11 protein-coding genes are annotated in these 12418 nt (G+C 57.4%); 5 read left to right on the forward strand and 6 right to left on the reverse strand.

Annotated elements, in window-relative coordinates; genetic code table 11:
• Nucleotides 1–7: 7 nt before the first annotated feature.
• Nucleotides 8–1633 carry an alpha-amylase family protein gene (locus tag A6013_RS09880; protein ID WP_069732983.1) on the forward strand — a complete coding sequence of 542 codons (1626 nt, stop codon included), beginning with the start codon at nucleotides 8–10 and terminating at the stop codon, nucleotides 1631–1633.
• Here A6013_RS09880 and A6013_RS09885 read toward each other — a convergent pair whose 3' ends face one another.
• The 4 genes from A6013_RS09885 to A6013_RS09900 are packed head-to-tail and all read right to left on the reverse strand — an operon-like array spanning nucleotide 1634 to nucleotide 4127.
• Nucleotides 1634–2620 carry an SDR family oxidoreductase gene (locus A6013_RS09885; RefSeq protein WP_069732984.1) on the reverse strand — a complete coding sequence of 329 codons (987 nt, stop codon included), beginning with the start codon at nucleotides 2618–2620 and terminating at the stop codon, nucleotides 1634–1636.
• Between the two features lie 17 nt (nucleotides 2621–2637).
• The gene (locus A6013_RS09890) at nucleotides 2638–3156 is read right to left on the reverse strand and encodes a 2-oxo-tetronate isomerase (RefSeq protein WP_047368522.1); all 519 of its coding nucleotides are present in this window, start codon (nucleotides 3154–3156) and stop codon (nucleotides 2638–2640) included.
• A gap of 11 nt (nucleotides 3157–3167) precedes the next feature.
• Entirely contained in the window at nucleotides 3168–3614 is a 447-nt protein-coding gene (locus A6013_RS09895; protein ID WP_069732985.1) for a DUF421 domain-containing protein, read from the reverse strand.
• A 9-nt stretch (nucleotides 3615–3623) separates the two neighbouring features.
• The gene (locus A6013_RS09900) at nucleotides 3624–4127 is read right to left on the reverse strand and encodes a hypothetical protein (RefSeq protein WP_041912012.1); all 504 of its coding nucleotides are present in this window, start codon (nucleotides 4125–4127) and stop codon (nucleotides 3624–3626) included.
• A 139-nt stretch (nucleotides 4128–4266) separates the two neighbouring features.
• On the opposite strand from A6013_RS09900, the gene A6013_RS09905 reads away from it, so the two are divergent.
• The 4 genes from A6013_RS09905 to A6013_RS09920 all read left to right on the forward strand — a co-directional run bounded on the left by A6013_RS09905 (nucleotide 4267) and on the right by A6013_RS09920 (nucleotide 9348).
• Entirely contained in the window at nucleotides 4267–4656 is a 390-nt protein-coding gene (locus A6013_RS09905) for a YdeI family stress tolerance OB fold protein (RefSeq protein WP_008502282.1), read from the forward strand.
• 64 nt (nucleotides 4657–4720) lie between these two features.
• Nucleotides 4721–5605 (forward strand): SDR family oxidoreductase, encoded by an 885-nt coding sequence (locus A6013_RS09910; RefSeq protein ID WP_028013098.1) that lies wholly within the window; start codon nucleotides 4721–4723, stop codon nucleotides 5603–5605.
• Between the two features lie 182 nt (nucleotides 5606–5787).
• Nucleotides 5788–6711: a LysR substrate-binding domain-containing protein gene (locus A6013_RS09915; RefSeq protein ID WP_041910066.1), complete on the forward strand. Its 924-nt coding sequence runs from the start codon at nucleotides 5788–5790 to the stop codon at nucleotides 6709–6711.
• A gap of 255 nt (nucleotides 6712–6966) precedes the next feature.
• Nucleotides 6967–9348: a glucose/quinate/shikimate family membrane-bound PQQ-dependent dehydrogenase gene (locus A6013_RS09920; RefSeq protein WP_069732986.1), complete on the forward strand. Its 2382-nt coding sequence runs from the start codon at nucleotides 6967–6969 to the stop codon at nucleotides 9346–9348.
• Between the two features lie 76 nt (nucleotides 9349–9424).
• Here the strand turns inward: A6013_RS09920 and A6013_RS09925 are convergent, their stop codons facing one another.
• Together A6013_RS09925 and A6013_RS09930 are read right to left on the reverse strand one after the other, a co-directional pair.
• Nucleotides 9425–11119 carry a methyl-accepting chemotaxis protein gene (locus A6013_RS09925; protein WP_048959568.1) on the reverse strand — a complete coding sequence of 565 codons (1695 nt, stop codon included), beginning with the start codon at nucleotides 11117–11119 and terminating at the stop codon, nucleotides 9425–9427.
• Nucleotides 11120–11279: 160 nt separating this feature from the next.
• A complete protein-coding gene (locus tag A6013_RS09930) occupies nucleotides 11280–12398 on the reverse strand; it encodes an S-(hydroxymethyl)glutathione dehydrogenase/class III alcohol dehydrogenase (RefSeq protein ID WP_041910069.1) in 1119 nt (372 codons plus the stop codon).
• Nucleotides 12399–12418: the final 20 nt, after the last annotated feature.

Consider the following 12418-nt stretch of genomic DNA (forward strand, 5'->3'; position numbering starts at 1 on the left):
GAACGCTATGACGGACTGGCATACACGGGCCATTATCTACCAGATTGACACCGCGCTTTTTTACGATATGAACGGCGATGGCTGCGGGGACATCGCCGGGATCGCGGCCAAGCTGCGCTATATTCGCCGCATGGGGGCGACGGTTATCTGGATCACCCCGTTTTACCTCACGCCCTTTCTCGATGAGGGCTACGACGTCAGCGACCATCTGCAGGTGGATCCCCGCTTCGGAAAACTGGCCGATATCATCGCCTTTATCGAACAGGCCCGGGAGCTGGGCATGCAGGTTATTATTGAGCTGCTGATCCAGCACACCTCGGACGCCCATCCCTGGTTCCAGCAGGCCCGCCGCAGCCCCGCCTCGCCCTATCGCGATTACTATATCTGGTCGGATAACGACGACGACGATACGCCACCTATGTTCCCCGGCGTGGAAAAGAGCGTCTGGAGCTGGGACGACGAAGCGGGACAGTATTACCGGCACATGTTCTACCGCCACGAGCCGGACCTGAACCTGACCTCGCCCGCCGTGCTTAAGGAGATTGAGAATATTATCCTCTTCTGGCTCAAGCTGGGGGTATCGGGATTTCGACTGGATGCCGCATCACACCTCACGAAGCAGGCGGGCAGCGGTGACGAGAAAAAGGGCCTGTGGATCCTGGAGCACATGCGCCGTCTTATCGAGCAGCGTAATCCGGACGCGATCCTGCTCGGCGAAGTGGACGTAGACGTTGAGGTTTATAAAGACTATTTCGGCAATAACGACCGCCTGCATCTGGTGCTCAACTTCTGGCTCAACAAGTATTTCTACGTCAGCCTGGCCAGAAAAAGCGCCCGCCCGCTGCGCAACGCGGTGAAGAAAATGATCGTCCCGCCAGATTCATGCTGTTTTGCCAACTGGCTGCGCAACCATGACGAGCTGGATCTGGAAGGGATTAGCCAGAAAGATAAACAGTTCGTGCTCGACACCTTCGCCCCTGACGAGGAGATGAACGTCTATCAGCGTGGGATCCGGCGACGTCTGGCTCCGATGTTGAATGGCGATCCAAAGCGGCTGGCGTTCTGCCACGCGGTGCTCTTTTCACTGCCGGGCGTCCCGGTGATGCGCTACGGGGATGAGATCGGCATGGGTGACGACCTTGAACTGGAGGAGCGCTACGCCGTCCGCACCCCAATGCAGTGGGCGGGTTCACAGGGCGGCGGGTTTTCGGCAGCCGATCCTGAAAAATTTATTGCGCCGATAATCGACCACGGGCCCTACCGCTATCAAAAAATCAACGTCGCCGATTCGCTGCTCCACCGCAACTCGCTCCTGCACCGGATTATTGATATTGCCAATACCCGCTCGGAGTTCCCCGAAATTGCCGTGGCGCCCTTTCGCCTCATCACCCTCGAGCATGACGCGGTGCTGGGGATCTATTACGAGACCGACGAGCGCAGCATTCTGACCTTCGTTAACTTCAGCGACCAGCCGGTGCAGTTCACCGCCAGAGGGATCCGCAACGCCACCTGGACCGCCTGCCTCGCGGACAAACGCTACGACGACGCGCTGGTTTGCGGCAAAACCGTCGAACTCAGTATTGGCGGCTACGGCTACCGCTGGTTCTGGACGCACCGCAGCGCGCTGCGGTGATTAGCGTTTCCGGCGGGTTATGAGACGCGTCAGCATAATCCCCGCCACCGCGAGGGCCCCCAGCGCCACCTTGCCCGGCATACCGGAGGTGACGGACGTAGCGCGGTTCTTCGCTTCGTCGGTAAAACGACCATGGATTTTGTGCAGGTCGTCAATCGGCTGGTCGAGATAGTCCCGCCGATCCGCTGCGTTCAGATCGTCGGTCATCTGGCCTTCCCAGGCTTTTTTTACCATCAGACGGTCAAGGTAGCCCGGAAAGAAGAATTGCCCGACGATGGACTGGATAGTGCTGCTGCCCACCCACAGCTCGCGCACCGGTTTCTGCGCAACCTTAAAGATGGCGCTGGCGGCCACTTCAGGCTCAAAGACCGGCGGCACCGGTCGCATCGCCCAGGCGAACTTATTCCTTGCCCATTCGAACTGCGGCGTATTGAGCCCCGGCATCTGCACCATGGAAAGCTGAACCCGGCTTTTCTCATGCATCAGCTCCGTGCGCAGCGCATCGGTGAACCCGCGGATCGCCGCTTTGGCCCCGCAGTAGGCCGACTGCAAAGGGATGGAACGGTAGGCCAGCGCGGACCCCACCTGAATAATCACCCCCCTGTCGCGGGGCACCATCAGCTCCAGCGCGGCGCGGGTGCCGTTAACAAATCCGAGATAGGTAACATCCGTCACGCGACGAAACTCATCCGGCGTCAGGGTACGAAACGGCGCAAGTACGGCCCCCATCGCATTGTTGACCCAGACATCAATCGCCCCGAGGCGATACTCGATCTCGTTAGCCGCATCCACCACCGCCTGGCTGTCGGCGACGTCCGCCTGCACCGCATGGGCATTAACGCCGAAGCGGCGCAACTCTTCCTGGGTGGAGTGCAGGCTGGCTTCATCGCGGGCGATAAGCCCCACATCGTAACCTGCCTTTGCAAATTTCAGCGCCGTGGCTTTTCCCACGCCCGCCGTCCCGCCGGTAATCACTATGACCGCCATAGAACCTCCGCGTGAATTTAGCCGTTATTGCCGTCCGACAATGTTGTCACCAGTTCAGCGAGCGAAAATTGCACCGCTTTTTCCACCACATCCTGGCAGTCGCCGGAGAAAAGGACGGTGCGGGTTTTCGTCTCACCGCAGATATTCCAGGCAAAGCAGACCGTTCCCGCCGCCGTGCCGTCATCGCCCCCTTCCGGGCCCGCGTAGCCGCTGATGGCGATGCTGATATCCGCCTGGGCAATGTCGCGGATGCTGGCGGCCATCTCGGTCACCGTCTGTTCACTGACGGCGGTATAACGCGCCAGCGTCTCCTGACGCACGCCGAGGATCCGCGATTTGGCTTCATCGCTGAACACAACCAGCCCGACGTCATAAAAATCGGCCGTGTTTTCCTCTGCACACAGCGCCACCGAGAGCTTTCCTCCCGTGCAGGATTCCGCGGTGGTTAAGCGCAGCCCGGCATCGGTTAATTTACTCGCCAGCTTTTTGGTGAGTTCACTCACGGTATAATGACTGTCGTGTAAAAGATTGCTCATCTTGCCGCCTCTTATTTTTCAACAGGAATGATTGAAATATGTCCATTGCGCTCAAGTATGGCATATTTAATTTCGCTAAGTTTTGTAATGCCATTATTTTGACGCGCTGACACCAGAATATCATCACAAGATACGTCGACTTTTTTTAGCTTATCCGCTAATGGAACGCCATTCTCAACCAGAATCACAGGGGTCCCATCAAGAATATTCTCCACCGGGGAAAAATATTTCTTCATCAGGCCAAATATAATGTCAACGACCACCAGCGTGGTAATGGTAATCATTGCACCGGTAACGGAGAAATCCTGTCCCAAAAGCGCCTGCTGCGTCGCCTCACTAATAATTAAGAGGAGGATGAGATCAAAGCTGGTCATCTGCAGCAGCGCCCGTCGCCCTGCCACTTTAAATACCACCACGAGAAACAGATAAATCGCCAGCGCGCGAAAGACCATATCCATATCAGCCTCCTAGGGGTAAATAAATTGCCAGAGGTTAATCTCCGGCTCGTTGTTGACGCGGATGACGGTGTTCCATTTACCGGCTCTGGAAGGTGTCGTGAAGTATAAAACAGAGAAGTTGTCTGATTTTTGCAGGTCGTCATAGACCAAATAGAGGGTTTTGCCGTGGCTATACATTTTGTCTGGCTGCGGCCAGACGCTGCCGGGCTCGTACACGTCGCTGCTGTCGGTGGTCAGGCTGAGGGTATAGCTGCCCTCCGTCTTTACCGGGAAGGTGACCTGCATTCTTGACTCCGTCTCCCGCCGGCCGAAGCGTTCATAGTTTATGCTCAATGAGTTAGCGGAATTGGTTTTGGCCGTATCGCTCACCATCCCGCTGGAAAACAGACCAGCAACCGCTGCGATGATAATAGCCAGGAGGACCACAAAACCCACCTGGCGAAATGAATATTCAAACCTCAACAAGCGATAACTCTCATCTATCCCGGGTAACTTTTCATTTTCATGCTTCATAGTCGTTGTCACCGTTTCGCTTATTTCAAGATAGTTTTGATTTTCAAAGAAAATGTTTTTAAGACTTATCACATTTGCCACATAAAGGAATAGCAACAATACTTAATATGTCAAGACACTCAAAAATGAAGGATATCAGATGAAATTATCACTTATTTCCGCTTTTTTGATATTTCTGGTTCCAGCTGCATGGGCAGATAATAACGGCGGGTTACAAAAAGGTGAAGCACCGCCACCGCCCCACGCGCTGGACAGCGGATATCGTGGAACCGATGACGCGCGTATTATGACCATCGATCAGGCAAAACAATTGCACGATGGCGCGACAATTTCATTGCGCGGTAATCTTATTGACGGTAGCGGCGATAAGTTTGTATTCCAGGATAAAACCGGAAAAATCGACGTTATTATTCCCCAGGCAGTCTTCGACGGCAGAACGGTAAAACCCGATCAGATGATCAGTATCAACGGTTCGCTTGATAAAAAATCATCGCCTGCCGTCGTTCGTGTTGATCGTTTGCAGAAATAATTCAGCGAAGCGTTAACGCTGCAACTATCCATCAAATCTCACCCCTTGGCTTAAGGAGTCAGCTATGAGTGATACTACACAACGTACGAACGCTTACCCGAAACCTCCGTTCCCGGAACAGCCGCAAACGCCGCCGGGACTGGCGTCTGAAATGCAGCCTGTACCCGACCACGGTGAAACAAGCTATAAAGGGCATGGCCGCCTTGCCGGCAAAAAAGCGCTGATCACCGGTGGTGACTCCGGGATTGGACGCGCAGTGGCTATCGCCTACGCCCGCGAAGGGGCAGACGTCGCCATCAACTATCTGCCTGAAGAAGAGAAAGATGCCGCCGAGGTCATCGACCTGATCAAAGCGGAAGGCCGCAAGGCCATCGCACTGCCCGGAGACGTCCGGGACGAGACCTTTTGCCAGAATCTGGTCGAAGAAGCCGTTTCGAAGCTGGGCGGGCTGGATATTCTGGTCAACAACGCAGGCCGTCAGCAATTCCGGGAATCCCTTGAAGAGCTTACCACTGAAGATTTTGACGCGACGTTTAAAACCAACGTTTACGCCCCCTTCTGGATCACCAAGGCCGCCCTGCGCCACCTGAAAGCGTCGTCCGTGATCATTAACACCTCCTCCGTTCAGGCGGTGAAGCCCAGCCCCGTACTGCTGGACTATGCCCAGACGAAGGCCTGTCTGGCGGTGTTTACCAAATCCTTAGCCAAACAGCTGGGTCCGAAAGGCATTCGCGTCAACGCGGTCGCCCCCGGCCCGTACTGGACGGTACTCCAGTCCAGCGGCGGCCAGCCGATGGAGAAAGTGAAGGAGTTCGGGGGTGATACCCCGCTGGGTCGTCCGGGACAGCCCGTCGAGATTGCCCCGCTGTACGTCACGCTGGCCTCGGATGAGTGTTCCTTTACCTCCGGTCAGGTATGGTGCTCTGACGGCGGCGACGGCGTGATCTAAACCGGTTTGCAGTTTATCCCTCCGCAGTGAGCAATAAATGAACAAGGACGTTCATCACCCACCTCGCCTGAAAAACATGTTGTAACTCAAACAGATCAAATGTTAAAAATATTTTGCTATCAAGTTATCAAAATTAAACAACTTAACTTGTCACCCGCATCGCTCTGTTTTTAACATCGCCTATGGAAAAAAATGGTCTGTTCAGTCAGCGCATACGCTTGCGCCATTTGCATACATTTGTGGCCGTCGCTCAACAGGGAACGCTGGGGCGCGCGGCTGAAACTCTTAACCTGAGCCAGCCCGCGCTCTCAAAAACCCTTAACGAGCTGGAACAGCTGACCGGCGCCCGTCTATTTGACCGCGGTCGGCTGGGGGCACAGCTGACTCTGGTGGGCGAACAGTTCCTGACGCACGCCGTGAAGGTTCTTGATGCGCTCAACACCGCAGGCCAGTCCCTGCACCGAAAAGAAGAGCACACCAGCGAGGTGGTGCGCGTCGGCGCCCTGCCAACCGCGGCGCTGGGGATCCTACCGCCCGTTATTGGTCAGTTCCACAAGCAGCAGCGAAATACCACTATTCAGGTTGCCACCATGAATAACACCATGCTGCTCGCGGGGCTGAAATCGGGTGAGCTTGATCTCGGTATCGGTCGAATGTCCGACCCCGAGCTGATGGGCGGTCTCAATTATGAACTGCTGTTCCTGGAATCCCTGAAGCTGGTGGTTCGACCCGATCATCCCCTGCTGCAGGACACGGTGACGTTAAGCCGGGTGATGGAGTGGCCGGTGGTGGTTTGCCCGAAAGGGACCGTCCCGCGCCAGGCCGCCGAAACCTTGCTGCAGATGCAGGGGTGTACGCTACCCTCAGGGTGCATCGAAACGCTTTCGGCTTCTCTTTCGCGCCAGCTTACCCTGGATTATGACTACGTCTGGTTCGTCCCCTCCGGTGCGGTAAAAGATGATTTGCGTCAGGGCACGCTGACCGCCCTGCCGATCGCCTCCCCGGGGGCGGGTGAACCCATCGGTATTTTGACCCGGGTAGATACTCCCCTTTCCACGGGCGCACAAACGCTGCTGAGCGCTATCCGTAAATCTATGCCTGTCTGATTCCCTTCACCCCTCACCCAGTTCCCTCTCCCTGTGGGAGAGGGAACTGGGCTGTGCGTTAATCAAATAATGCGGAATGATCCATTAACAATTGCGTAAAACAAATTAACAGTTTTATCATAACGGCGGATTCACCATTTGGTTCGCGAATCGTTATATAAACAAGAATTCACTCGTTTTAATCATTGCTCTCCCCGCATTTATTATCCAGATGGTACACACCCGGCAATGCGGAGAGATTCAAAGGAGACAGAAATGGCATTTGGCAGCGCGCCGCGCGGGATACCTCGTATTTTGCAGTGGCTCCTTGCCGGACTGATGTTGCTCATCGGTCTGGCGGTCGGCGGGTTGGGCTTCAAGCTCGCCGCCGTAGGCGGAAGTTTTTACTTCGTGATAATGGGCGTGGTGATGGTCATTGCCGCGCTCCTGATTTTCCTCAATCGCAGCAGCGGGATCGTGCTTTACGGCATCGCGTTTATGGCCTCGCTGTTCTGGGCGGTAAGCGATGCGGGCTGGGATTTCTGGCCGCTCTTCTCGCGCCTGTTCACCTTTGCCGTACTGGCCTTCCTCTGCGCCATCGTCTGGCCTTTCCTGCGCGCGGCCAACCACGGCGCAGCGAATAAAGCCCCGGCTTATGGCGTTGCGGCGGTTCTCGCACTGGCGATGCTGGTCAGCCTCGGCTGGATGTTTAAGCCTCAAACCCTCGTGGCGGCGAACGAGCCCGTTCCGGTGAAACCCGTTGCTCCCGGCGAACAGCAGAAAAACTGGGAACACTGGGGCAACACCACCCACGGCGACCGCTTCGCCGCGCTGGACCAGATTAACAAGCAAAACATCAGCGATCTGAAAGTCGCCTGGGTGGCGCACACCGGGGATATTCCGCAGAGCAACGGCTCCGGCGCGGAAGATCAGAACACGCCGCTGCAAATTGGCGACACGCTCTATGTCTGTACCCCGTACAGTAAAGTGCTGGCGCTGGACGTGGATTCCGGGAAAGAAAAATGGCGTTATGATTCGAAAGCCACCGCGCCGAACTGGCAGCGTTGCCGTGGTCTGGGCTACTTTGAAGATCATGCAAACGTGACAGCGTCACAGACCGGGACGTCGCCAGCGGCATGCCCTCGCCGCCTGTTCCTGCCGACCACCGACGCCCGTCTGATTGCCATCAATGCGGATAATGGCAAGCTCTGCGACGACTTTGGCGAGCATGGCACCGTTGACCTGAGCATCGGCATGGGTGAGATCAAGCCGGGCTATTATCAGCAGACCTCCACGCCGCTGGTGGCCGGAAACGTTGTTGTCGTCGGCGGTCGCGTCGCGGATAACTTCTCCACCGGCGAACCTCCGGGCGTGGTGCGCGCCTACGACGTTCACACCGGTAAGCTCGCCTGGGCGTGGGATCCGGGTAATCCGAACCTGACCGGCTTGCCGCCGGAAGGTCAAACCTACACGCGCGGCACGCCGAACGTCTGGTCTGCGATGTCTTACGACGCTAAGCTGAACCTGATCTACCTGCCAACCGGCAACGCCACCCCGGACTTCTGGGCGGGCGAGCGCACCCCGCTGGACGATAAATACAGCTCCTCCATCGTCGCCGTCGACGCCGCCACCGGACAGGTGCGTTGGCATTTCCAGACCACCCACCACGACCTGTGGGACTTCGACCTGCCTTCCCAGCCGCTGCTGTACGACCTGCCGGACGGCAAAGGCGGCACCACGCCTGTACTGGTGCAGACCAGCAAGCAGGGCATGATCTTTATGCTCAACCGCGAAACCGGCAAGCCGGTGGCGAAGGTGGAGGAACGTCCAGTTCCGGCGGGTAACGTTGAAGGTGAACGGTACTCTCCGACCCAGCCGTACTCCGTAGGTATGCCGATGATTGGCAACCAGACGTTGACCGAGTCCGACATGTGGGGGGCGACGCCTGTCGACCTGCTTCTGTGCCGCATTCAGTTTAAAGAGATGCGTCATCAGGGCGTCTTCACCCCGCCGGGTCTCGACCGTTCCCTGCAGTTCCCCGGCTCGCTCGGCGGGATGAACTGGGGCAGCGTCTCCGTTGACCCGAACAACAGCCTGATGTTCGTCAACGATATGCGTCTGGGGCTGGCAAACTACATGGTGCCGCGCGCGAACGTGGCGAAAAACGCCAGCGGCATTGAGATGGGGATTGTCCCGATGGACGGCACGCCGTTCGGCGCAATGCGCGAACGCTTCCTGTCGCCGCTGGGCATTCCGTGCCAGAAGCCGCCGTTCGGAACCATGTCGGCCGTTGACCTGAAAACCGGCAAGCTGGTGTGGCAGGTACCGGTTGGTACCGTGGAAGATACCGGCCCGCTGGGCATTCGCATGCACATGCCAATCCCAATCGGGATGCCAACGCTGGGCGCGTCGCTGTCAATCCAGTCCGGCCTGCTATTCTTCGCCGGCACCCAGGATTTCTACCTGCGCGCGTTTGATACCGCCACCGGGAAAGAGATCTGGAAGGACCGCCTGCCGGTCGGCAGCCAGTCCGGCCCGATGACCTACGTCTCGCCGAAAACCGGTAAGCAGTACATCGTCATTAACGCCGGGGGCGCTCGCCAGTCGCCGGATCGCGGTGATTACGTTATCGCGTACGCGTTACCCGATAAGCAGTAACGGATGAAAAAAGGGACCGAAAGGTCCCTTTTTTGTCGGTCGGGTAAGCGAAGCGCCACCCGACACGGCCGGCGACTCAGAACGTTTCCCAGTTATCACCGTTATTGGCTACCGCCGGACGTAATGCAGCAGGTTTTACTGCCGCAGAGTTCTGCTGTTGAGTACGCCCCTGAGCCTTGCCGCTCAGACGAAACGCCCCGACCGCCTCGGTCAGACGCGCGCCCTGTTCTTCCAGCGACGCCGCCGCCGCGGAGGCCTCTTCCACCAGCGAGGCGTTCTGCTGGGTCACTTTATCCATCTCCGAAATAGCCTGGCTGACCTGCACGATACCGCGGCTCTGCTCGTCAGACGCGGCGGCAATCTCCAGCATGATGTCGGTGACGCGCTTCACCGCCTCGACGATCTCATTCATGGTATTGCCTGCGGCAACGACCTCACCGGAACCCTGGTCTATCAGCGAGACCGATTCGTTGATCAGGCTTTCGATCTCTTTTGCGGCGTTGGCGCTGCGGCTTGCCAGGGTACGAACTTCGCTGGCCACTACGGCAAACCCGCGTCCCTGCTCGCCCGCCCGCGCCGCTTCTACCGCCGCGTTAAGCGCCAGGATATTGGTCTGGAAGGCGATGCTGTTGATCACCGCGGTAATCTCAGAGATTTTCTTCGAACTGCTTGAGATATTGCCCATAGTTTTCACCACACCGGAGACCATCTGGCCGCCGCGGCTGGCTTTCCCGGAGGCATCTTCCGCCAGCTTGCTGGCATGATGGGCGTTATCGGCGTTCTGCTTCACCGTCGCGGTCAGCTGCTCCATGCTGGCGGCAGTCTGCTCAATCGCCGCGGCCTGCTGCTCGGTGCGTGATGATAAATCGGTGTTACCGGCAGAGATCTCGCTGGTACCCCGGTAGATCTCCTCCGCCCCCTGACGGACGGTGCCGACCGTTGTTTCAAGGGAGTGCTGCATGGTTTGCAGATCGCGCGTCAGGCGGCCAATTTCGCTGCGTCCGGCCACGTCGTCCGGCATCGTCAGGTCGCCTTTGGCGATATTCTCGATACGTTTCGCTGCACGCTGCAGCGGATTAATGACCGTGCGGCGGAGCACGACGAAGGTCATCGCGGTCAGCACCAGCGCCAGCGCAAACGCGCCCACCATAAACATCAGGCCCAGCTGCGTGCGGCTGTGCGCCTGCGCCGTCAGCGCATTGGCGCGGTCGGTGCGGATCTTAATCGCCTTCAGCAGAACGGCGTTGTAAGCGTCGTCCAGCGGGCGCGCGGTCTCATTTTCGTGGTTGATGATCGCCTCGAACATGCCGTTTTTGGCAAATTTGACCATCGGCTGGAGGCCCGCGATATAGGCGTCGTAGCGTGCCTTCAGGTCTGCATCCAGCGCTTCGTCCGCAGCGCTGCGCACGGAACGATGCATATAGGCGGTAAAGCTATCCTGGGACTGCTTAATGCGCGTTTCCGCCTCACGGATGTTCTGCTTCATGGCCTCCATCTCTGCGATACGGCTTGCCGCGCCGGCGTGGATCATATTGATACGCGCGGTGCGCAGATGGTTTGAGCTGTTCGATAGCCCCATACGCACCTGAATTTCGGACGTAACGTCCTGCTGATCGTTGTCGGCCTGTAGCAGGAAATACCCCGCCAGACCCGAACTCAAGGCAAACAGCAGAATAATGCCACCGAGAATGGAGGAAAACAGCGGAACCAGCCTGATGTGATGCAGGAAGCTCAGCTTGCGCTGCGCCTGCATCGAAGAAGTGTTGTCCATGACCGTCGACTCTCTTATAGGTAAGATGCGCAAAAACACGCCTGTTAGATAGTCATCGGCACGGCAGAGATTTAGATTACGGCTAAAAACGCCGCACTGGTCACACTTTAGAGAAGATTATTAAAGAAATGCCAGCGGCTAAAAACCGCTGGCAGAAGAGTTACTTGTCGCCGAAATGAATGACGGTGCGGATGGATTTTCCTTCGTGCATCAGATCGAACGCCTCGTTGATCTGCTCCAGCGGCAAACGGTGGGTAATGAACGGGTCGAGCTGTATTTTACCGACCATCGCGTCTTCCACCATGCCGGGAAGCTGGGTACGCCCCTTCACGCCGCCAAACGCGGAGCCGCGCCAGACGCGTCCGGTCACCAGCTGGAATGGACGGGTTTTGATCTCCTGTCCTGCCCCGGCCACGCCGATGATGATGCTCTCACCCCAGCCCTTGTGGCAGCATTCCAGCGCAGAACGCATTACGTTGACGTTGCCGATACACTCGAAGCTGAAGTCCACGCCGCCGTCGGTCATCTCAACGATGACGTCCTGAATCGGTTTCTCGTGATCTTTCGGGTTCACGAAATCGGTCGCGCCCATTTCACCCGCCAGCTTGAATTTTTCCGGGTTGGTATCGACCGCGATGATACGCCCGGCCTTCGCCTGCACCGCGCCCTGAATCACCGCCAGACCAATGCCGCCGAGACCAAACACCGCCACGGTGTCGCCCTCTTTGACTTTTGCCGTGTTATGCACCGCGCCAATGCCGGTAGTTACGCCACAGCCCAGCAGGCAGACTTTATCCAGCGGCGCCTGCGGGTTGACCTTCGCCAGCGAGATCTCCGCGCAAACGGTGTATTCACTGAAGGTGCTGGTACCCATGTAGTGATAGATTGGCTCACCGTTGTAGGAGAAACGGGTGGTGCCGTCCGGCATCAGCCCTTTCCCCTGAGTGGCGCGCACGGCCTGGCAGAGGTTAGTTTTACCGGATTTACAGAATTTACACTCGCCGCATTCCGCCGTGTACAGCGGGATAACGTGATCGCCTGGCTTCAGGCTGGTCACGCCCTCGCCCACTTCCACCACAATCCCGCCGCCTTCATGACCCAGCACCGCCGGGAAGACGCCTTCCGGATCGTCACCGGAGAGGGTAAATGCATCGGTATGGCACACGCCGGTATGGGTGATTTTGATCAGCACTTCGCCTTTTTTCGGCGGTGCGACGTCGATGTCGACGATTTTCAGCGGCTGGCCGGGGCCAAATGCAACAGCTGCGCGAGATTTCATAATGTCTTCCCTTTTTGTCA

It is taken from the genome of Enterobacter sp. IF2SW-B1, from assembly GCF_001743375.1.
Lineage (GTDB): Bacteria > Pseudomonadota > Gammaproteobacteria > Enterobacterales > Enterobacteriaceae > Enterobacter > Enterobacter bugandensis.